19 protein-coding genes and 1 pseudogene are annotated in these 20,999 nt (G+C 73.7%); 18 read left to right on the top strand and 2 right to left on the bottom strand.

Features of this window, described 5'->3' with window-relative positions; all coding sequences use genetic code 11:
• Nucleotides 1–38 precede the first annotated feature (38 nt).
• From OO60_RS38770 to OO60_RS38725, 11 genes and pseudogenes are all read left to right on the top strand, one after another.
• A complete protein-coding gene (locus OO60_RS38770; RefSeq protein WP_033263234.1) occupies nt 39–1,877 on the top strand; it encodes a dynamin family protein in 1,839 nt (612 codons plus the stop codon).
• Nucleotides 1,874–3,346, top strand: a complete 1,473-nt coding sequence (locus OO60_RS38765; RefSeq protein WP_033263233.1) for a dynamin family protein — start codon at nt 1,874–1,876, stop codon at nt 3,344–3,346. The genes OO60_RS38770 and OO60_RS38765 overlap by 4 nt, the downstream gene beginning before the upstream one ends.
• Nucleotides 3,343–4,587 (top strand): hypothetical protein, encoded by a 1,245-nt coding sequence (locus tag OO60_RS38760; protein ID WP_033263232.1) that lies wholly within the window; start codon nt 3,343–3,345, stop codon nt 4,585–4,587. The genes OO60_RS38765 and OO60_RS38760 overlap by 4 nt, the downstream gene beginning before the upstream one ends.
• A 1-nt stretch (nt 4,588) precedes the next feature.
• Nucleotides 4,589–6,154: an Hsp70 family protein gene (locus tag OO60_RS38755; protein ID WP_033263231.1), complete on the top strand. Its 1,566-nt coding sequence runs from the start codon at nt 4,589–4,591 to the stop codon at nt 6,152–6,154.
• A 9-nt stretch (nt 6,155–6,163) separates the two neighbouring features.
• Nucleotides 6,164–6,487: a divalent-cation tolerance protein CutA gene (gene cutA, locus OO60_RS38750; RefSeq protein ID WP_003102490.1), complete on the top strand. Its 324-nt coding sequence runs from the start codon at nt 6,164–6,166 to the stop codon at nt 6,485–6,487.
• 9 nt (nt 6,488–6,496) lie between these two features.
• Nucleotides 6,497–7,204, top strand: coding sequence for an RraA family protein (locus tag OO60_RS38745; protein ID WP_003102493.1), 708 nt, complete (start codon nt 6,497–6,499; stop codon nt 7,202–7,204).
• 68 nt (nt 7,205–7,272) lie between these two features.
• On the top strand, nt 7,273–7,737 hold the full coding sequence (locus OO60_RS38740) for a DUF6292 family protein (protein WP_003102496.1): 465 nt from the start codon (nt 7,273–7,275) through the stop codon (nt 7,735–7,737).
• A 76-nt stretch (nt 7,738–7,813) separates the two neighbouring features.
• Nucleotides 7,814–8,461: a response regulator transcription factor gene (locus OO60_RS38735; RefSeq protein WP_003102499.1), complete on the top strand. Its 648-nt coding sequence runs from the start codon at nt 7,814–7,816 to the stop codon at nt 8,459–8,461.
• Between the two features lie 72 nt (nt 8,462–8,533).
• Nucleotides 8,534–8,791: pseudogene (locus tag OO60_RS48365) on the top strand (ATP-binding protein); the annotation flags it as partial.
• Between the two features lie 353 nt (nt 8,792–9,144).
• Nucleotides 9,145–10,029, top strand: a complete 885-nt coding sequence (locus tag OO60_RS44805; protein WP_244885645.1) for a PAS domain-containing sensor histidine kinase — start codon at nt 9,145–9,147, stop codon at nt 10,027–10,029.
• On the top strand, nt 10,026–10,406 hold the full coding sequence (locus tag OO60_RS38725; RefSeq protein WP_033263230.1) for a response regulator: 381 nt from the start codon (nt 10,026–10,028) through the stop codon (nt 10,404–10,406). The genes OO60_RS44805 and OO60_RS38725 overlap by 4 nt, the downstream gene beginning before the upstream one ends.
• 12 nt (nt 10,407–10,418) lie before the next feature.
• On the opposite strand, the gene OO60_RS38720 is transcribed toward OO60_RS38725, so the two are convergent.
• Nucleotides 10,419–10,811, bottom strand: a complete 393-nt coding sequence (locus tag OO60_RS38720; protein WP_004561273.1) for an STAS domain-containing protein — start codon at nt 10,809–10,811, stop codon at nt 10,419–10,421.
• 237 nt (nt 10,812–11,048) lie between these two features.
• Between OO60_RS38720 and OO60_RS38715 the strand changes: the two genes are divergently transcribed.
• Nucleotides 11,049–11,357, top strand: a complete 309-nt coding sequence (locus OO60_RS38715) for a DUF4326 domain-containing protein (protein ID WP_004561274.1) — start codon at nt 11,049–11,051, stop codon at nt 11,355–11,357.
• Nucleotides 11,358–11,405: 48 nt separating this feature from the next.
• Nucleotides 11,406–13,973, top strand: a complete 2,568-nt coding sequence (locus tag OO60_RS38710; RefSeq protein WP_033263273.1) for a hypothetical protein — start codon at nt 11,406–11,408, stop codon at nt 13,971–13,973.
• Here the strand turns inward: OO60_RS38710 and OO60_RS38705 are convergent.
• A complete protein-coding gene (locus OO60_RS38705; protein ID WP_240490912.1) occupies nt 13,970–15,415 on the bottom strand; it encodes a phenylacetate--CoA ligase family protein in 1,446 nt (481 codons plus the stop codon). The genes OO60_RS38710 and OO60_RS38705 overlap by 4 nt on opposite strands.
• 28 nt (nt 15,416–15,443) lie before the next feature.
• On the opposite strand from OO60_RS38705, the gene OO60_RS38700 reads away from it, so the two are divergent.
• The 5 genes from OO60_RS38700 (at nt 15,444) to OO60_RS38680 (ending at nt 20,978) form a co-directional block, all read left to right on the top strand.
• Nucleotides 15,444–15,932, top strand: coding sequence for a MarR family winged helix-turn-helix transcriptional regulator (locus tag OO60_RS38700; protein WP_004561276.1), 489 nt, complete (start codon nt 15,444–15,446; stop codon nt 15,930–15,932).
• A gap of 189 nt (nt 15,933–16,121) precedes the next feature.
• The gene (locus OO60_RS46785) at nt 16,122–17,258 is read left to right on the top strand and encodes a hypothetical protein (RefSeq protein ID WP_156081353.1); all 1,137 of its coding nucleotides are present in this window, start codon (nt 16,122–16,124) and stop codon (nt 17,256–17,258) included.
• 101 nt (nt 17,259–17,359) lie between these two features.
• Complete coding sequence (locus OO60_RS38690) at nt 17,360–17,665, top strand: DUF1883 domain-containing protein (protein ID WP_033263272.1); 306 nt, start codon at nt 17,360–17,362, stop codon at nt 17,663–17,665.
• Between the two features lie 91 nt (nt 17,666–17,756).
• The gene (locus tag OO60_RS38685) at nt 17,757–18,230 is read left to right on the top strand and encodes an MSMEG_6728 family protein (RefSeq protein ID WP_003103765.1); all 474 of its coding nucleotides are present in this window, start codon (nt 17,757–17,759) and stop codon (nt 18,228–18,230) included.
• 216 nt (nt 18,231–18,446) lie between these two features.
• Nucleotides 18,447–20,978: a glutaminase domain-containing protein gene (locus OO60_RS38680; protein WP_003103768.1), complete on the top strand. Its 2,532-nt coding sequence runs from the start codon at nt 18,447–18,449 to the stop codon at nt 20,976–20,978.
• Nucleotides 20,979–20,999: the final 21 nt, after the last annotated feature.

Here is a 20,999-nt window from a genome sequence, read left to right as displayed (position 1 = left end):
GGCGCCGGAAACCGGGTGAACAAGCCAGAGGAGCGGTCATGCAGGAGCCGAGTGGCGGGGGGCGCATCGCCCTCGACACCCTGGACCTGGCCGTCAAGGGTGCGAAAGCCTACGGGCGGGACGATCTCGTCCAGCGCCTCACCGACGCCCGGCGCCTGCTGTCCGAACCCGACGTCACCGTCTACGTCGTCGGGGAGTTCAAGCAGGGCAAGAGTTCGCTCATCAACGCCCTGCTGACCGCGAAGATCTGCCCGGTCGACGACGACATCGCGACCGCGGTGCCGACCGTGGTCCGGTACGCGCCGGAGTCCGGGGCGCTGGCGACCTACGAACCGGCCGACCCGTCGTCGCCGCCGTGGACCGAGCGGATCTCCCTCGAGGATCTCCCCAACCACGTCTCCGAAGCCGGCAACCCCGGCAACGTCCGGAAGCTGAAGTCGGTCACCGCGTCGATCAGCCGCCAGCTGCTCTCCGGGGGGCTGGTGCTGGTCGACACCCCCGGTGTCGGCGGGCTCGGCTCGCTGCACAACGCCGTCACCGTGAGCTCGCTCCCGCGGGCGCACGCCGTCCTCTTCCTCTCCGACGCCTCCCAGGAACTCACCGGCGCCGAGCTGCGGTTCCTCCGCACGGTCAAGGAACTCTGCCCGGCCGTCTTCTTCGTCCTCACCAAGATCGACCTCTACCCGCAGTGGCGGCGCATCCTCGAGCTGAACGCCGGCCACCTCGAAGCCTGCGGCCTCACCATCGACACCGTTGCCGTCTCGTCGGAGCTCCGCACCGTCGCGGCGCGCTCGGCCGACCAGGAGATGAACGTCGAATCCGGCTTCCCGCAGCTGGTCAAGCGCCTGCAGGGGGTGGTCGGGGACGCCGAACGGGCCGCGCTCAACGCCGTCGGCCTGCACGTCGGGTCCGCCGTCGGCCAGCTGCACGCCGGCCTGCGGGCCCGCCGCACCGCGCTCGCCCACCCCGAACAGTCCGCCGCGCTCGTCGCGGAGCTGAGCCGGGTCAACGACCGCGTGGACGCGTTGCGCAGCCAGTCCGCGAAGTGGCAGCAGCTGCTCTTCGACGGCTTCGCCGACATTTCGTCCGATGTGGACTACGACCTGCGCGCCCGCTCCCGCGGCGTCCTGCACGAGGCCGAAGAGGCCATCGAGGACGGCGATCCGGCCAAGAACTGGGCCGAGTTCGAGAAGTGGCTGCGGCAGCGGCTGGCGAACGAGACGCTCGAGAACTACACGACGTTCGTCAAGCAGGCCCGCGGCCTGGCCGGCCGGGTCGCCGACCACTTCGAGCTCGCCGAATCGCAGGCCGTGCTGCCGCGCGAGGTCCAGGCGCCAGTGAAGGTCGTCGAAGAGATCGACATCGACACCTCGTTCACCGGCGTCAAGACCCGCGGCGCCACCGGGATGGCCGCGTTCCAGAAGGCCTACAGCGGCTTCCTGATGTTCTCCATGCTCACCAAGATGGCCGCGCTGGCCATCCCGACGCCGTTCGGGGTGGCGGCCGGCCTGCTGATGGGCCGCTCCGGGTTCCTCGACGAACGCAAGCGGCAGCTGGAGAAGCGCCGCAGCCTGGCCAAGACCGCGGTGCGCCGGTTCGTCGACGAGTTCAACCTCCAGGTGGGCAAGGATTCCCGCGACGCGATGCGCACCGTCCAAAGAGAACTCCGCGACGCTTACAGCGCGCGCGTCGAAGAACTCCAGCGCTCCCTCACCGAGGCGCTCGCGAACGCCAAGAAGGCCGTGGTCGACGACGACGCCGAGGCGGCGGAGCTCAAACGGCTGGAGGCCGACCTCGAAGCCCTCGAGGTGCTGGGCCGCCGCGCCGACGAGCTCACCTTCCGCAGCACGCCCCAGCCCAAGGCGGTGACCCGATGACCCCGCTCCACCTCCAGGTCCGCGGGTTCGTCGCCCGCGCGTGCGCCGGGTACGCGGGTTCGCCCGCCGAGCCGCAGCTGCGGCAGATCGCCGGCCGGCTCGCCGAACCGCTGCGCGTCGCGATCGCCGGCCGCGTCAAGGCCGGGAAGTCCACCCTGCTCAACGCCCTGGTCGGCCAGGAGCTGGCGGCGACCGACGCGGGGGAGTGCACCCGCGTCGTCACCTGGTACCGCAACGGCCCGACCTACCGGATCATGCTGCACCCCGTCCGCGGCATGCCGCGCCAGCTGCCCTTCGGCCGGCTGTCCGGCACCCTCGGGCTCGAACTCGGCATGGCGCCCGGCGACGTCGACCGGCTCGTCGTCGACTGGCCGTCACCGGCGCTGCGCGCGATGACCCTCATCGACACCCCCGGGCTGGGCTCGGCGCGGGCGGAGGTCTCGGGCCGCACCGAAGCGGCGCTCGTGCCCGAAGGCGACGGCGTCGGCACCGCGGACGCCGTCGTGTACCTGATGCGGCACGTGCACGGCGACGACGTCCGGTTCCTCGACGCCTTCCACGACGACCCGGCCCAGCGCCGCCCGGTGAACACGATCGGCGTGCTGGCGAAGGCCGACGAGGTCGGGCACGCCCGGGCCGGCGCGCTCGACTCGGCGGCGGCGATCGCCGCCCGCTACGCCCGCGACCCGCGGGTCCGCGGGCTCTGCCAGACCGTCGTCCCGGTGGCCGGGCTGCTGGCCAGCTCCGCGGCGTCGCTCAAGGAGTCCGAGTTCCGCGCGTTCCGGCGGCTCGCGGCCGCGCCGGAAGCCGAGGTGACGCGGCTGCTGCTGTCGGCTGACCGGTTCGCCGGTGAGTCCGAAGTGGACGTTCCGGCCGCCGAACGCGCCGGGCTGCTGGCCCGCTACGGCCTCTTCGGCGTGCGGCTGTCGGTCGAGCTGGTCCGCGGCGAGTTCGTGACGGGCGCCCGTGCGCTGTCCGGCGAGCTGCTGGCCCGCAGCGGCCTGCACCGCCTCCGGTCGCTGCTGACCACGCAGTTCGCCGCGCGGGCCGACGTCCTCAAGGCCCGGTCGGCGCTGCAGGCAGCGGAACAGGTGCTGCGCGCCTACCCGGACCGCACCGGCGGCCTGCTGCACGAATGGGAGCGCATCGTCGCCGGGGCGCACGAATTCGCCGAGATCCAGCTGATCGACTCGATCCGGCTCGGCGTCGTGCTGTTCACCACCGACGAGGCCCGCGACGCCGAACGGCTGCTCGGCGCGACCGGGGTGGACGTGCCGAGCCGGCTGGGCCTGCCGCCGGAGGCCGGCCGCACCGCGGTCCGGCAGGCGCTCGGCGCGCAGCTGCTGAGGTGGCAGCGGCGCGCCGAGCACCCCGCCGCCCCGCGCGAGGTCCGCGACGCGGCGCGCGTGCTGGTCCGCACGTGCGAAGGAATCCTGCTCGGCGAAGCCAGGGCGGAGGTCCTGTCGTGACCGACCAGCCGAAGGGCAAGATCAGGAAAGCCGCGACGGCCGCCGCCGGCGCCGTCGCGTCCGAGATGGCGGGCAACCTGCTCACGCCGGGCTCGCCCGCCACGGCGCCGCGGCCGGAACCCGCCGCCGCCGAGACCCCGCACGCCGGCACCCCGCCCGCGGACGCCGGCCACGAGTACGTGCCGCACGTCGAGACCAGCACGGTCACCCGGGGCGAGGACGGTTCCGTCGAAGCCCGCACGGGCACGGTCTGGCACCCGGAGACCACCGGCGGCGCGCCGGCCGAGGACCTGCCCACCGTCGAGGAGTTCGAGCAGATCGACGTCCGCGAAGACGAGTTCGGCAACTTCGTCATCGACGCCACCGAACGGTTCGTGGTGCACAACCACGGCCGCGACGAGGTCTACGTCGACCACCAGCACCTCGTCGTGCCCGGCGACGGGACGCCGGGGGACACCGACATCGACGTCGTCCAGGACGCCGGGATCGTGGTCCACGAGAACCCGGACGGCACGATCTCCGTCGAGCACGAAGGGTCGCTGACCTACGAGCTCACGCCCGACGCGCCGGGGCACGGCGACATCGAGGTGTTCCAGGAGGAGACGGTCGTCCTCGACGAGGCCCAGACCGGACCGCCGGGGATCGACGTCCACGTGGGCGTGGACGAGCAGGCCACGGCCGAGGACCCGTTCGGGGAACCGGCCGGGCCCACGGTCCACCAGACCGAGGTGATCACGGACAAGGGCCGCGGCGCCACGGTGACCACCCAGGTCACCGCCCCGGCCCCGGCACTCGCCGGGCCGCCGCCTATGTTCGGCGCCGGGCGGCTGCCGTCCACAGTGGACACCGCACCGGTGGCCGCCGAGACCACGCTGGCGGCGACGGCGGCGCTCGCCGAGCACCCGGCCCCGCGGCCCAGCTTCGCCACCGAACGCGAACCGGCCCACCACGACGCCGGCGAGGTCACCGGCTCCCGGCCGCACCCCGCGGAGCCGGAGCACCCGTTCGAGCCACCGCGGCACCCCGCGCCGGACCCGGACCCCGTGCCGGACGGGCGGCACCTGCCGGACGACCCGCCGCCGGAGCCGCACGACCCGCCACCGGCGGAGCCGGCCGACGTGCCGGTGCCCGAAGCGCACCACCACGAAGAGCACCTCCACGAAGACCACCTCGACGAGCCGGAACCGGCTCCCGGCGACCACCCGGTTCCGGACCACACCGACAGCGGCGGCGGAGGCTGACATGGGCTACGGACTGGGCATCGACCTCGGCACGACCTTCACGGCCGCCGCCGTCGGCCGGGCCGGCCACGTCGAAATGGTCTCCCTCGGCGACCGCACGGCGGCCATCCCGTCGGTGGTGCTGCTGCGGGGCGACGGCGGCGTGCTGGTCGGCGACGCGGCGAGCCGGCGCGCGGCCGTCGAACCCGACCGCGTGACGCGGGAGTTCAAGCGGCGGCTGGGCGACCCGACACCGGTGCTGCTCGGCGGCGCGCCGCACTCGGTGGCGTCGCTGATGGCCCACCTGCTCGGGTACGTGGTGCGGACAGTCGCCGGGCAGCAGGGCGGCCGCCCGGACCGGATCACCCTGACCCACCCGGCGAACTGGGGACCGTACAAGCGGGAGCTGTTCGAGCAGGTGCCGAAGCTGACCGGGATCGACCGCGTCGGCCTGATCACCGAGCCCGAGGCCGCGGCGGCGCACTACGCGGCCCAGGAGCGCCTCGACGACGGTGCGGTCGTCGCGGTCTACGACCTCGGCGGCGGCACGTTCGACGCGACCGTGCTCCGCAAACGCACCGGCGGGTTCGAGATCCTCGGTACCCCGGAAGGCATCGAAGGCCTGGGCGGCGTCGACTTCGACGAGGCCGTGTTCGGGCACGTCGACCGGGCCCTCGACGGGAAGCTGTCGCAGATCGACCCGGACGACCCGCGCGCGGTGGCGGCGGTCGTGCGGTTGCGCCAGGAGTGCGTGCTGGCGAAGGAAGCCCTGTCCGCGGACACCGAGGTGGCCGTCCCGGTGCTGCTGCCGTCGGTGCAGACCGAGGTCCGGCTGACGCGCGGCGAGTTCGAGGAGATGATCCGCCCGTCGATCGCGGCGACCCTCGGTTCGCTGCACCGCGCCCTGCGCTCGGCGAACCTCCGCCCGGCCGACCTCGGTGCGGTGCTGCTGGTCGGCGGCTCCTCGCGGATCCCGCTGGTCTCGCAGCTGGTGTCCGCGGAGCTCGGCCGCCCGACCGCGGTCGACATCCACCCGAAGTACGGCGTCGCGCTCGGCGCGGCGGCGCTCGCGGCCGGCCGCTCGGGGCTGGTCCAGGGGGCCGGGGAACCGCGGCCGGCGGCCCTGCCGGTGCCGGACGGCCCGCGGGTGCCGTCGCCGCGGCCGGAGACGCGCGCGATGGCGGTCCCCGAGTTCGGCGCGGGCGCGCCGCCGCCGGCGTTGCGCGGGCCCAAGCCCGGCTCGAGCCCGGCCCGGCGGGCCTCCCGCCGCGGCGTGGTGGTGGGCCTGTGCGCGGTGGCGGTCGTGGCGATCGGCGGCGTGGCGGTGGCGGTGAGCAGCTCCGGCGGCAGCCCGGCGGGCAGCACCCCGCCGCCGACGACGAGTTCGGCGAGCGAGACGGCGTCCCTGGTGCCGGTGCCGCCGCCGGAGTCGCCGGAGCCGACCCACGCGACGGTGGTCCCGCCGCACCCGAACCCGGCGACGACCCGGCACCGGACGCCGACCCGCACGACGACGCCGACCCGGACGACGACCCCCACGACCACCACGGCACCGACGACCACGACGAGCGCGATGCCGACGACGTAACCTCGGCCCATGGCGGCAGAACACGTGATCGTGACGTCCACGACGGACTCGGAAGCGGCGGCGCGGGAGCTGGCCGCGCAGGCGGTCGAAGCCCGGCTGGGGGCCTGCGCGCAGGTCGTCGGCCCGATCACCAGCGTCTACCGGTGGGACGGCGCCGTGCAGACCGGCCAGGAGTGGCGGGTGGAGATCAAGACCACCGCCGCCCGCGTGCCGGCGCTCACCGAACGGCTGCGGCAGCTGCACGGCTACGACCTGCCGGAGGTGATCGCCACGCCGATCGCCGGCGGCAGCGCGGAGTACCTGGCGTGGCTGGAAAGCGAGACCGCTGGCTAGATTCGGCCCATGGAGCATGAAGCACTCAGGCCGCGCTTCGCGACGCTGACCACCGCCCACCTGGCCGACGCCTGCATCCGGGCCGGGCTCCCGGTGCGCTGCGCCCCGGCGGGGACGCGCGCGGTCGTGCCCGGCACCCGCCTGTTCGGCCCGGCGGTCCCGGCCCGGCACGTCGGCAGCGTCGACGTCTTCCTGGAGGCGTTCGAGGACGCCCCCGCGGGCGGGGTGCTGGTGGTCGACAACGGCGGGCGGCTCGACGAAAGCTGCGTCGGCGACCTCGTGGTCCTCGAGGCGCGTGCCGCCGGGCTGGCCGGGGTGGTGATCTGGGGCCTGCACCGCGACACCGCGGACATCCGGGCGATCGGGCTGCCGGTGTTCAGCATGGGCTCGGTGCCGACCGGGCCGCTCGGCCTGGGCCCGCGGGTCGACGGCGGCCTGGCCGAAGCGGTCGTCGGCGCCTGGCGGATCGGCCCCGCGGACCTCGTGCTGGGCGACGACGACGGCGTCCTCTTCGTCCCGCTCGCCCGCGCGGGGGAACTGTTCACGCTCGCGGAGGGAATCCGCGACACCGAACGCCGGCAGGCCGACCGGATCCGCGGCGGCGAACCGTTGCGTCAGCAGGTGCGGTTCGGTGAATTCCTGGCGGCGCGGGAAACGAATCCGGCCTTGACTTTCCGCGCGCATCTGCGGGCCGTGGGCGGTGCAATAGAAGAATAAGCACGAAAGTGTGATCGTCCGCCCGATCGGGTACTCCGGCCCTGCAGCGGGTGCGGGAGGGCGGAATCATGAACACACTCATCGGCTTCGGCCGGGACATCGAATACCACTTCGCCCGGGGGCTGCGTGCCTACCTCGGCCGCGTCGCGCGGGCCGCCGGCGTCGGCTTCGAGTCCTGTTCGCTCGACCTCGACGTGCCGGCCTCCGGGTACGTGGCCCTCGACCGCACGCTCCCGGACCTGCCGGGGCACGACCTGGCGCTGATCTGGGACGAGGTGCACGGCTGGTCGGCGGTGGTCGAGCCGGCGGGCGGGGGAGCGGCGGAACCGCTCGCCTACCTCGGGGGCCGGGAGGTCCTGCCCGCGCCGCGCGCGGTCGTCCGGTTCCTCGAGGTGCTGCGGGCCGCCGGGCCGCCTGCCGGGTCGTTCCGGCCGCCGGTGTTCCGCGCGGCGGGGCACCACGAGGACCTCGTCGACTGGCTGCCGGTCACCGGCCCCGAGGGCCTGCTGCGGCCGAGTCCCCCGGCCTGGTGATCCCGCCACCGGGACGACGGCGCGCGGCCGGGCGCCTAGGATGGGCGGGCAGCCACCGCCGGAGTGAGGGAACACCGTGAGCAGCGCCGACGAGCCCCGCCCCGTCCGGGTCCTGCTGGTGGAGGACCACGACATGGTCGCCGAGGCGCTGCAGCTCGCCCTCGACCGCGCCGACGGGATCACCGTGGTCGGCCGGTCGCGGTCCCGGGCGGAAGCCGTCGCCGACGCCCGCGAGCACGCCCCGGACGTCGTGGTGCTGGACCGGCGGCTCGCCGACGGCGACGCGCTCGGCGTCGTCGCCGAACTCGGCTCGGGCGGGGCGCGGGTGCTGGTGCTGACCGGGGACGCGACCCCGGCGGTCGCCGTGCAGGTGGCCAAGGCGGGCGGGGCCGGCCTGCTGCTCAAGTCCTCCCAGCTCGGCGTGCTGGAATCCGCCGTGCGGGACGTCGCCGCCGGTGGCGTGGTCTTCGACCCGGAGCTGCTGCCCGGCGTCTTCGACCGGCTCACCGGCCGGGCGCCGGCCGGCGGGGCGGCGCTGACCGCGCGGGAGCGCGAAACCCTCGACCTGCTCGCCGAGGGCGCGACCACCGACGAGATCGGACGGCGGCTGGGCGTCTCCCGCAACACCACGCGCAACCACGTCCAGCGGGTGCTGGAGAAGCTCGGCGCGCGCTCGAAGCTCGAAGCCGTCGCGGTGGCCCGCCGGGAGGGCCTCATCGGCTGATGCAGCTGCACCAGCCGGGCCGGGGCGTTTGCCTCTCGCGCGCTTCCCGCGTCCTCGGCGAAGCTTGATGCCGTGAACACCCCTGCCCCGCTCAGCGCGGAGTGCGTGCTGACCGACCTCGTGGGCGGCTTGGCCGCCGCCCGCCGCTTCACCCGCCTCACCCTGCTGGCGTGGGCCGCCGGGGTCGCCGTCGACGACGCGCTGCTGGTCGTCACCGAGCTCGCGGCGAACGCCCTGCGCCACGGGACGGGCGAGCGGGTCCTGCGGCTGAGCGTGGACGGTGTGGACGTCCGCGTCGAGGTCTTCGACGACAACCCGGCGCCCCCGGTGCGGCGGCCCGCGGGACCCGACGGCGGCTGGGGGCTCGCCCTCGTCGACCGCCTGTCCACGGTGCGGGGAACCGCGCCGACCGGCCGCGGGAAGGTGGTCTGGGGAGGAGATCATCGGGCGGCACTTTTCGGTGTTCTACCCGGCGGAGGACGTGGCGGCGGGAAAACCGGTGCGGGAGCTGGAGATCGCGGTCGCCGAGGGTCGGCTGGAGGACGAGGGGTGGCGGCTGCGCAAGGACGGCACCCGGTTCTGGGCCGACGTGGTGATCACCGCGCTCTACGACGAGCGGGGCGAGCTGCGCGGGTTCGGGAAGGTGACCCGGGACGGAGGAGATCATCGGGCGGCACTTTTCGGTGTTCTACCCGGCGGAGGACGTGGCGGCGGGAAAACCGGTGCGGGAGCTGGAGATCGCGGTCGCCGAGGGGCGGCTGGAGGACGAGGGGTGGCGGCTGCGCAAGGACGGCACCCGGTTCTGGGCCAACGTCGTCATCACCGCGCTCTACGACGAGCAGGGGCGCCTGCACGGCTTCGGGAAGGTGACCCGGGACATGACCGAGCGCCGCAACGCCGAGCAGGCCCTGCGCGAACGCCGCCGGCTGGTCGGGCACCTCGTGGAGGCCCAGGAGGTGGAGCGGCGCCGGATCGCCTGGGACGTCCACGACGAGTCGATCCAGTCCATGGTGGCCGTCGGCATGCGCCTGCAGCTGCTCGCCTCCCGGCTGCCGGAGCCGCACGCGAGCGCCGTCAGCGGCCTCGACGAGTCGGTGAGCGCCGCGATCGGGCGGCTGCGCGGCCTGGTGTCCCGGCTGCGCCCGCCGGAGCTCGACCGGCACGGCCTGGTGGAAGCGGTGTCGGCCTACGTCGAAGAGGTCGCGGGCCGCTGGGGGCTGGCGCACTCGGTCCAGGACGACCTCACCGCCGAGCCGTCCCCGGAAGCGGCGATCACGGTCTACCGGATCTGCCAGGAGGCGCTCAGCAACGTCCACCGGCACGCGCGGGCCACCAGGGTCGCGGTCTCCCTGTCCACAGTGGACAACGGAACCCTGGTGCGGATCACCGACGACGGCATCGGCACCGCCGGCGGGGACGCCGGCGCGGGCCACTTCGGCCTGGTCGAGATGCACGAACGCGCCGAAGCGGCGCACGGCTGGCTGTCGGTGCGCAGCGCGCCCGGCGAGGGCACGGCCGTCGAGTTCTGGCTGCCCCTGCTGCCCGACGTGCCGGAGCTCGAACCGTGACCGAGCTGCGCGTGCTGATCTCCGACGACGACGTGATGATCCGCGACGTCCTGCGGGAGGTGCTGGACTCCGAGTCCGACATCGCGGTGATCGCGGTGGCCGGCGACGCCGACGAGGCGATCCGGCTCGCCGAGCGGCACCGGCCCGCGGTCGCCGTCCTCGACGTCCGGATGCCGGGCGGCGGCGGGGCGCGGGCGGCCCGCGAGATCGCCCGGCTCAGCCCGGGCACGGCGATCCTGGCCTTCTCCGCCTACGCCGACCGGGCCTCGATCGCCGGGCTCGCCGCGGCCGGCGTCACCGAGTACCTGGTGAAGGGCGCACCGAACACGGCGATCGTCGAAGCCGTCCGGCGGCTGGGCCGTCGGTCGGCCGGTTGAGCGGTCACGCGGTCAGCGGACCGGCCGGACGTTCACGACGGTGTCGAAGTCCGTCGGGATCAGCGTGAACAGCCGCCGCACCGCGCGGGACCGCCCGGCGTCGACGGTGAGGCGCGCCCCGGCGGCGTCGGCGAGCAGCCGGGCGCGCAGCAGCGAGTTCAGCCCGGCGACCGAGAAGAACGTGACGCCGGAAAGGTCGATGACGAGCTCGTCGAGCCGGCCGGGGAGCCGGGCCTGCAGGACCGCGTCCAGGCGGCGGGCGGTGCCGAGGTCGATTTCCCCGACCACCTCGACGAGGGCGGTGCCGGGTGCGGGCTCGAGCACGCGCAGCGACATCTGGCCGCCGGCGGTCAGCCAGCCGGCGGCGGTGAAGACCTGGTCGGCCGAGCGGGGTTGAGGAACCATCGCGGCACACCCTTTCGTCGGGCAGCTGGGGGCGGACCGGACGTCTTCGGGGGCTGAACGGCGCACGGGGCAGCCTGCCGGCCCGGGCGCGGAACGTCCGGCAGCGGCTGACGGCTCAACCGTGAACCGCCAGCATAGTGCATCTGCACTAGGTGAACCATCGGACGGGGCTCGAGGTCGGCCGGGTGGCGGATGGTGCCGGAGCGGAGTTACGTTGCGGACGGTGAAGGAGGGCGCATGCCGACCACCGTCGTCAACCTGAAGGGGCACCGGGACGATCCCGCGTACGCCGACGTCGTCTACGTCGGGCGGGCCATGCACCGCGGCGGCTGGCACCTGGCCGGTTCGCCGCTCGCCAGCCCCTTCCGCCCCGGCCGCGACGGCTCGCGCGCAGAAGTCCTCGCCCGGTACCGGGAACACCTGCTCGGCCGGCCGGACCTGCTCGCCCTGCTGCCGGACCTGCGTGGCCGCCGGCTCGGCTGCTGGTGCCTGCCCGAGCCGTGCCACGCGCAGGTCATCGCCGAGCTGGAGGATCACGGGCCGTAACGAACCGCTCCCCCTGTGCGAGTAACCTGACACGAGGGGGTGATCGATGTGCGCGCGCGCCGGCTCGGCGGGTTCGACCAGGCCGAGCTGCCCGAAGCCCACCGGATCCGGTGGTGGCTGGCGGCGCTGACGTCCGGGCTGGTCGCGGCCGGCTTCGCCGTCGTCCCCTACCTGCCGTTCTTCCAGGACCTGACCTTCGTGAAGGACCCGAAGGTGGCCAGCGTCATCACCTGGACCGTGCTGCAGACGTCCGTCGTGCTCGTGTCAGCCGTGCTGACGCTGTACTTCGTCGGCAAGGCGCGCCTGGAAACCGCCGCCTACCGGGCCAACCAGATCGACATCCGGGTGTTCGTCGACGAACGGCCCGAAGGCAGCCACGACCGCGAGATCGACTCCGCCGTCGAGCTGACCGCGACCTTCAAGCGGTTCCTCAACGACTCGCGCCTCTACACCCCGACCCCGGTCCCGGGCGCGGGGAGCTCGTACGACTTCATCCAGATCGTCGAGCACGCCGGCGACTCCGCGGACGGCTGGTGGAAGGCGGCGACCAAGCTGATCCGGCTCGCCCAGCCGCCGGCCGCGTTCACCGTCACCGGCACCGTCCGGCCCGGCAACACGCCGGGCCGCTACCAGCTCATCCTCGAGCTCGTCCGCGTCCCGCGGTTCGCCGCCAGCCCGCTGGTGATCGAGGACGAGAACTGGCCGCGCGTGCTGCACCGCGCCGCCAACGCCGTCGCCGCGCTGGTCATCCCGCGCAGCGCGTACGTCCGCACGAACATCCACTGGGCCGCCTGGCGCGGCGCGAAGATCCCGTACGAGCTCTTCGACGCCTACCAGCGCGCCAACCACTTCATCGCCTACCGCCGCTACGACGAAGCACTGGCCGAGTACTACCGGGCGGTCAGCCTCGACCCCGCCAACGTCTACATCCGGCTCGAGATCGCCGCCCTGCAGGAACAGCTCGACCTGCACCTCGACGCGCTCGCCACCTACGACGACGTCATCACCGTGTGCAGCCGGGGCCACGCGGATCTCGCGCGGTGGTGGATCGGCCCGGATTTCGCGCGCCAGCCCCGCCGCGACACCCGCGGCCGCGACGTCGCCCTGCTCATCGCCCGCTACCGGCACGCGCTCGTCCTGGGCCACGGCGACTCCGTGGCCGGTTCGTGGTGGGTGCGGCGGACCACCGCGGGCGTCCCCGGCGACGCGCGGGCGCAGCGCCGCGCCGAACTGCGGGCGGCGGTGGAGCTGCGGTTCCGCCGGTACGTGGACCTCGACGTCCGGACCCGGCCGGAGGAGCTCCCGCGGGAGCAGCGGCTCGAACTGCACCGGCGTGTCCTGCGCGTGCCGGTCGAGGAGCTCCTGGTCCACGAGGCGACCCCGGCGCAGCTGGCCGAGTACAACCAGCGCGCGGCGGAGATGCGGTCGTACTTCTGCGCGCTGTCGCAGTACGAAATCGAGCGGCTCGTCGAGGACTACCGCCGCTTCGGACGGCGCTGGCGGCGCAGCTGGCGGCAACTGACCAACCGGGCCCTCGACCTCTCCCTGGTCTGGGCGGTGCTGCGGCGGGCGATGGCCGACGTCGAGCCGGAGACCGGAGCCGTCCCCGAGCCCCGGCCCGCCTACCCCGGCAGCCGGGTGCGGCTGGCCGACGTCTGCCCGGACCGCAGCTGGCCACCGGACCCGAAGGCGCTCGACGACACCGTCGAAGCCGCCGGGCCCCGCCGGTCGTGGGAGGAGTGCTACAACGCGGCGAGCGTGTACGCCGTCGCGATGCTCGAAGTCGGCCCGCGCGGCGAACGCGACCTGCGCGACCACGCCCGCAACCCGCGTCTCGAAGGCGACGCGCGCGACGAGGTGGCCCGCCGCGCGGTCCGCGAGCTCTACCACGCCGCGACGATCAGCCACAGCGGCCGGCTGCCGGAGCGCCGCTCCTGGGTGATGGGGGAGGACCCCGACCTGGCCGCCCTGCGCGGCCACGAGCTGTTCCGCGTCTTCGAGATGGTGACGTTCTCGCCGGACCGCGCCGCCCCGCTGCGGCCGCAGCGCGCCCACGTCTGGGAGCAGGTCAGCTACGTCCGGCTGCTCGTCGCCGAGATCGCGGCCTGCCGGGCGCACTTCTGGCGGGCCCGCGCGCTCGACACCGGGCCGCCCCCGGACGGCCGCACCCTCGACCGCTGGCGCGCGGCCGACCGCGACGCCTGGCGGCGGCTCGCGCGGCTGGCCGAGGGGAAACAGGACTGGTACACGCGTTACCAGGCGATCTGCGCGTTCCGCGAGTGGTCGGCCGAGTGCGGCTACCCGGGCTCGATCTCCGGCTTCCCGCTGTACTGCGAGGAAAGCCTGCACGCCCAGCTGCGCGGCGCGGCGGGCCCGCGCGCGAAGACGGGCTTCGACGCGAACATCGTCGTCCGGGAGTACGTGCGGCTCTGCGACCGCAGGCTGGACCACCTGGTCGCCGACATCGGCGAGCTGGCCGAGCAGTCCACGATCGAAGACTTCGCGGGCTGCGCGGAACTGTGGACGGCGCTGGGTTCGTGGTTCGACGACGACATCGCCGACGGCTCGTCCGCCGACGATCGCCGGGAACGGTTCCGCAAACTGGCCCGGCCCTAGGACGGCCGCGTGTAGCGGTGTTTCACGCCCACCGGGAAGTACTCGGGATCACCGGCCGGGCGCAGGACGACGTCGGGCAGCTGCCGCTCCGGTGGGACGTAGTGCGCGAACTCGCTGTTGAGCCGCACCAGCTGCGCGCGGACGGCCGCCGCGATCCGGGCGGCGTCGGCGGTCGCGCCCGGCGCCGTTTCGACCGTGATGCGCAGCCGCCGGTCCCGGTCGGCGTCCTCGGCCGCTTCGATGACGAACTTGCCGGTCACGGTGTCGCTGATGCCGGGCTGTTCCAGGCCGACGGTGACGTTCTCCGGGTAGATGTTCGCGCCGAAGAACGACACCGTGAACAGCGACCGGCCGAACACGTACACGAACGGCAGCTCCGGGCCGGGCGGTGGCGTGAAGCCGTGGCGGGCGCAGAACTCGAGCAGCTCGGCGTGCGGCAGGACGCCGCCGTCGTCGGCGATGTGGTAGCGGATCAGCGGGATGCCGCCGTCGGCGGTGAAGACGAGCGTGCCCTCGTGCACCTCGAAGAACCGGCTGGCCGGGTCGTACTGCACCAGCGTCGGCAGCCGCGCGTCGCCGAACACCTCCCGCGCCAGGTCCGGCCGCCCGGCGAGGAACCGGCGGATGCCCGCCGACAGCGGGGTTTCGGTGCCGAGCACGCCCGCGTCGGCCGTGCCGTACAGCGACGCGATGTCGCGGACCGGGTCGGCGATCCCGGCCCGCTGAGCGACCAGGTCGCGCCACTGCTCGCTGAACACTTCGCCCGCCAGCACGAGCTTGATCGCGTACGCGGGCCAGTCGACGCCCTCGGCGAGCCCGGTGTCGACGACGTCCTTGACGAACGGCGGGTAGCCGAGCAGCACGACCTGTTCGAAGTGCGGCGCGAGCTCGGGCAGCACCCGCAGGATTTCCGCCTTGTTGTTGCCCGGCGCGACGACGGTGATCGGGCAGCCCTTGGCGGCGAGGTGGCGCACGCACGCGGTGGTGAACAGCCCGCCCACCCAGGTGCCGAGCGGGAAGCAGACGACGGCGAGCGTCCGGCGCCGTCCCGCGTCGAAGGCGGCCACGAGCACCTGCTCGAACCGCCGGGCCACGTGCAGTTCGTCCTCGAGCGACCGCGGCCAGACGGTCGGGTGACCGCTGGAGCCGGAGGAGACGGCGATCATGTCGAGCCCGTCGAAGCTACCGTCGCGGCACAGCTCGGGCAGCGGGTACTTCCGGTGGTAGGACGCCTTGTCGGTGAGCGGCAGCTGCCCGAAGGCGGCCATCGTCGTGATGCTGCCGGGGTCGATCCCGTGCTCGCGGAGGAACTTCCGGTAGGCGGGAACGGTTTCCGCGGTGCGGCGGAACAGGTCGAGGACGTGGCCGGGTTCCGGTGGCCGGGACGGACCGAAGAAGGTGTCGATCGCCTGCCGCACGCGGGTCTGCCGGCCGAGGTCCATGATCGGAGCATAGCGGCGCGCGCGTGCCATGATGGGCGCCGTGAGCACCTCCGCGGAGCAGCAGCCCGCCGGCCCGCCGTTGACCCTCTACCTGGTCAAACGGCTCGAGCTGGTGATCAGGGCGCTGCTCGACGACGCCCTGCGGCCGCTCGGGCTCACCACGCTGCAGTACACGGCCCTGACGGTCCTCGAAGCCAGCGGCGCGCTTTCGTCGGCGCAGCTGGCCCGCCGGTCGTTCCTGCGCCCGCAGACGATGCACGAAATGGTGCTGACGCTGGAAAAGCGCGGCTTGATCGCGCGTACCCCGAAGCCGGACAACAAGCGCGTCCTGCTGGCCGGCTTGACGGACGCGGGCCGCGACCTGCTGTCCGGCTGCGCACCGGCGGTCGCCGAGCTGGAGCAGGCCCTGCTCGCGGACATGAGCCCGGGCCAGCGGACGACGTTCCGCGAGGGCCTGCAGCACGGAGTCACGGCACTGGGCGCGCTGTCGGGCCAACGACGTGCGCAGGAGGCGTGAAGGGGCCGGAGGAATCCAGGGGCGGACGACCGGTGGAGCGCCCTCACCCGACTGGAGCCTTGGGTCCGGTGGCCGGGCGGGGGAGCGCTAGGCCGGTCGAGTGGAAGCGCCGAGCGGCCCGTAGCAGGCGTGTCACGCGGCACGTTGAGGGGTAAAGACCAGTCCCGCATCCCGTGGAGGTTCACCGAAGTGTCCAGGGCCAGCAAGGTGGGCGACAGAGCCGTCGTCGCCCGGCGGCTGCTGGTCTTGGTGGGAGCGGTGGCGGGGCTGTGGCTGGTGTCGTGGTTGTGCTGCCAGGCCGCGGAAGCGGCGACGCCGGCGGATCCGGTCGGCGGGTGGGTTTCGGCGCGTGCGGCCGGGGATGCTGTTTCGCCGGTGGCGCGGAGTGCTGGTGAGGTCGTTGCCCCGGTGGCGCGTGCGACCGGGGGCGCTGTTTCGCCGGTGACCCGAGGCGTGGGTGCGGTTGCCGAGCCGGTGGCGCATGCAGCTGGAGCCGCGTTGTCGCCAGTGGCGGGGAGCGTTTCCGCAGTAGTTGAGCCGGTGGCGCGCGCGACCGGAGATGCTGTTTCGCCGGTGGCGCGTGCGGCCGGAGGCGCTGTCGCGCCGGTGACCCGCGGCGTGGGCGCGATTGCCGAGCCGGTGGCGCGTGAAGCCGCGAAAGCCGTCTCACCTGTGACCGGGACTGCCGCAGGCGTCGGTCCTGTCCTCTCGCCCGTGGTCGGCACCGTCGGCGCGCTTGCCGAACCCGTCTCGCAAATCGTGCGTTCCGTCGAGCCACTCACACAGGTGGTCAAGACCGTCGTCGAACCGGTCGTCTCGGCCGTTGCCCGGCCGGTGGCGGGCCTCGTCGGTCCCGTTGCCGGTGTCCTCCAGCCCGTGACCGAGCCCATCGTCGGCGCGCCTCCTCCCGCGCGTGGCAGCCACCTGCCGCTCGGCACCAGCCTGGCCGCGCGGCCCGTCCTCGCGCAGGTTTCGCCGGTCGCCGGCCTGTCCGGCACCGAGCCCGCGACCGCACCCAGGCCCGCGGCGGCCCTCCGGCCGGAGGCCGCGGCGCCGACCCGGCCGGGCCGCGCCTGCAGCGGCGAAATCGCCCCGCCCCGCTCCGCCGTTCGTGCCGCTCTGCAGCCCCGGCGCGGTGCGCCGGGGGACACTCCGGCGCCCTTGCGTCCCGCGCCGTCCGATGTCGCGTCCGGGAGCGGGTCCACCGTTCCGGCCGCTTTCCTGGCCGCCGGTCACCGGATCCACGGTTTTCCGGCGTCCACCTGGGAACACGGGGACTTCGTGCCGCTGTGGCGGCCGTGCGAACCGGGGACCGGCCCCGGCTGATCCGTTCCGATCTGCCGCCCGTCGTGTGCTCCGCGGCGCGTTCCGCGCTGCCCGCGACCGCAGAACCGGAACCGAAACTCCACGCGTGGAAGAGGGACGAAATGGAACCGAGCGTGTTCGACCTCGGGAAAGTGCGAAGAGACGCGGTGGTCACCGTCCGCCTGGACGCGATGGCCAACGTCAGGCTGCTGACGGCGGTCAACTTCCAGGCCTACCGGCGCCGGCAGTACTACCGGATGCACGGCGGGGTGGCCACCGCGCCGATGTTCAAGATCCACATCCCGGCCAACGCCCACTGGTTCCTGGTGATCGACGTCGAGGGCCTCGAAGCCCGGCCCCTGCGCCCCAGGGTGAGCGTCGAACCGGAAGCAGCTGTCGCGGCCCGCGGACGCACCGGCCCCCGGTGAACACCGGCGGCCCCGGCTTCGCGGCCGGGGCCGCCGCAACGGTCCACAGTGGCCGGTGGTTCCCGGCGGCGCGGCGGGGTACCCGCCCGGGATGCAGACGTTCCTGCCGTGCGCCGACTTCACCGCCAGCGCCCGCACCCTGGACCGCCGCCGCCTCGGCAAGCAGCGCGTGGAGGCGCTTCAGGTGCTGCGCGCACTGGTCATCCCTGGCTACGGCTGGCGCCACCACCCGGCGGCGAAGATGTGGACGGGCTACGAAGAGGCGCTGACGCGCTACGGCCTCGAGGTGTGCGCGGTGTGGTGCGCCCTGGGCGCGGCGGACACGTGCGCGGTCAAGCTGACCGGCGAGTTCGAGCACTCGGTGGGCGGCGCGATCCGCACGCAACCGGAGCTCGCGGCGGCGGGCGAGGTACCGCCGTGGCTGGGCGACGAGGCGCTCCACCGCAGCCACCAGTCGGCTTTGGTGCGCAAGGACCCGGACCACTACGGGACGCGGTTCCCGGGCGTGCCGCCGGACCTGCCGTACGTGTGGCCGCCCTCGGACCGCCCGGGCCGCACGGCGTGACCAGCCGCCCGAAACCCGCCTGACGCTCGTGAGTGGTAAGGCGAGTTAGAACTCGCCTTACCACTCACGACCGCCCGCGTGACCACGAGTGCCGCAGCCGCACCGGACCTGCGCTCCCCGGTGGTCCACCCCGACCTTCGGCGGATTTACAACGTTGTACCAACGATGTAAAACGGTCCCTGCGCCGTTCGCCGCTCGCCGTGGAAGGGGCCACCGATGTCCTCCCGAGAACGCGATCACCTCACCCGCCGTGACCTGCTCCGGCTCGCCGGGGCCTCTGCTGCCGCCGTCGCTGCCGCTCTCTGGCTGCCCGGGACGGCCTCCGCCGGGACCTTCAGCCCGATCCGGCCGCCCGCCACGCCCTTGATCGTCCGCTCGCCCTACCTGTCCACCTGGCAGGCCGCCGACAACCTGGCCGGGACCTGGTCGAGCTTCTGGACCGGGCACATCACCGCGCTCTGCGGCATCGCCCGCATCGACGGCGTCGCCTACCTCTTCGCCGGTGCGCCCGGCAGCCCGGCCACGACCCCGATGACCCAGGTCAGCCTGCAGGTCACCGGGACCCGCTCGACCTACGTCCTCACCGGCGGCGGGGTGAACCTCACCGTCACCTTCTTCTCGCCCGTCGACCCCGGCAACCTGCAGCGCCAGTGCGTGCCGTTCGGGTACGTCACCCTCCAGGCCGCCAGCGCCGACGGCCGCGCGCACGCCGTCGACCTGCACTTCGACACCTCCGCCGAGTGGGTGCACGGCAACACCGCCACCCCGGTCACCTGGACCCAGCAGCAGTCGAACGGCTACACCCTCCTCAGCTGCACCCCGGCCGCCCCCGGCGTGCTGCAGGAAAACGGGGACCAGGCGAGCTGGGGCTCCCTCGTCCTCGCCGCGCCGGCGTCGGGGACCACCTGGCAGATCGGGCAGGACACCGTCGTGCGCGGCGCCTCGGCGGCCCAGGGCGCCCTGAACAACACCAGCGAAACCGCGCAGCCGCGCGCGATCAACGACCGCTGGCCCGTGCTCGCTTTCAACCGGAACCTCGGCACCGTCCCGGCCGGCGGCACGGCCGCCCCCTTCACCCTCGCCATCGGGCACGTCCGCACCCCCGCGGTCCGGTACCTCGGCACCGAACTGCGGCCGTGGTGGACGCACTACTGGGGCAGCTGGCCGGACATGGCCGTGTGGTTCGCGAACGACTACGCCTCGGCACTGGCCGCCGCGACCGCGATCGACCAGCGCCTGCACGACGACGCCGCCGCCGCGGCAGGGGGCGGGAGCACCGGCGAGCACTACGCCGGGATCTGCGCGCTCGCGCTGCGGCAGGCGTTCGGCGGCACCGAACTGGTCGACCGGGGCGGCGCGCCCTGGGTGTTCCTCAAGGAGATCTCCTCCAACGGCAACATGTCCACAGTGGACGTCACCTATCCGGCGTTCCCCGCCTACCTCTACCTTTCGCCGGCCTACCTGCGGCTGCTGCTGGAGCCTTTGCTCGACTACGCCGAGCGCGGCGGCTGGCCGATGCAGTTCGCCGAGCACGACCTCGGCACCCACTACCCGGACGCCACCGGGCACAACGACGGCAACGAGGAGAGCATGCCGGTCGAGGAGTCGGCCAACCTGCTGATCATGGCCGCCGCCCTGGTGCAGCGGCTGCCGCAGGCCGACGCCGTCGCCTTCGCGACCACCCACTACCGGATCCTGCGGCAGTGGGCCGAATACCTGATCGCCAACACCCTCGACCCCGGCTTCCAGAACCAGACCGACGACTTCACCGGCTTCATCGCCCACAGCGCGAACCTGGCGCTGAAGGGCATCATCGGCGTCGGCGCGATGGGGATCATCGCCACCGCGACCGGCAACGCGGCCGACGTCCAGCGGTACCGCTCGACGTCCCGCAGCTACGTCAGCCAGTGGGTGACCCTCGCCGAAGACGGCCAGCACCTGCGGCTCGCCTACGACCAGCCCGGCACGTGGAGCCTCAAGTACAACGGCTTCGCCGACCGCGTGCTCGGCCTCGACCTCGTCCCGCTCGGCGTCGCGGCGCAGGAGGCCGCCTGGTACCAGGCCCGCGCCGGTGCCCACGGCGTCCTGCTCGACCCGCGCAACAACTACACGAAGGCCGACTGGGAACTGTGGACCGCGGCCTGGCTCACCGACCAGCCGAACATCCGCACCACCCTGGTCGAGGGCGTCTACAGCTACGCCAACACCACACCGCAGCGGGTGCCGTTCAGCGACTGGTACGTCGTCGCCGACGCCACCCAGCGCGGCTTCCAGGCCCGCCCGGTCGCCGGGGGCTACCTCGCGCTGCTGACCCGCCCGGCCGCCTCGGCGACGGTCTGGCGGAAGCTGCAGAACCAGCGCTCGAGCAAGGTCCTCGCCGTCTCGGACATGTCGCTGGCCGACATGGCCGAAGTCACCCAGTGGACCGACAACGGCACCGCCGACCACCTCTGGGCCGTGGTCGACAACGGCGACGGCACCGTCCGGATCGTCAACCGCAACAGCGGCAAGGTCCTCGCCGTGCACGACCAGAGCCTCGACAACGGCGCCCACGTCCAGCAGTACCGCGACAACGGCACCCCGGACCACAACTGGCGGATCGTCGACGCCGGCGGCGGCTGGTCGAAGCTCGTCAACGTCCGCAGCGGCAAGGTGCTGGCCGTCGACCAGCAGTCCACGGCGGACGGTGCCCAGGTGACCCAGTGGGACGACAACGGGACGCCGGACCACCTGTGGCGGTTCGCCTGACGCCCGTTTGCGACACTGGCG

This window comes from Amycolatopsis vancoresmycina, from assembly GCF_000716785.1.
Taxonomy (GTDB): domain Bacteria; phylum Actinomycetota; class Actinomycetes; order Mycobacteriales; family Pseudonocardiaceae; genus Amycolatopsis; species Amycolatopsis vancoresmycina.
Note: the sequence above shows the minus strand (reverse complement) of the source record. Positions and strands in the feature narration are given on the sequence as shown.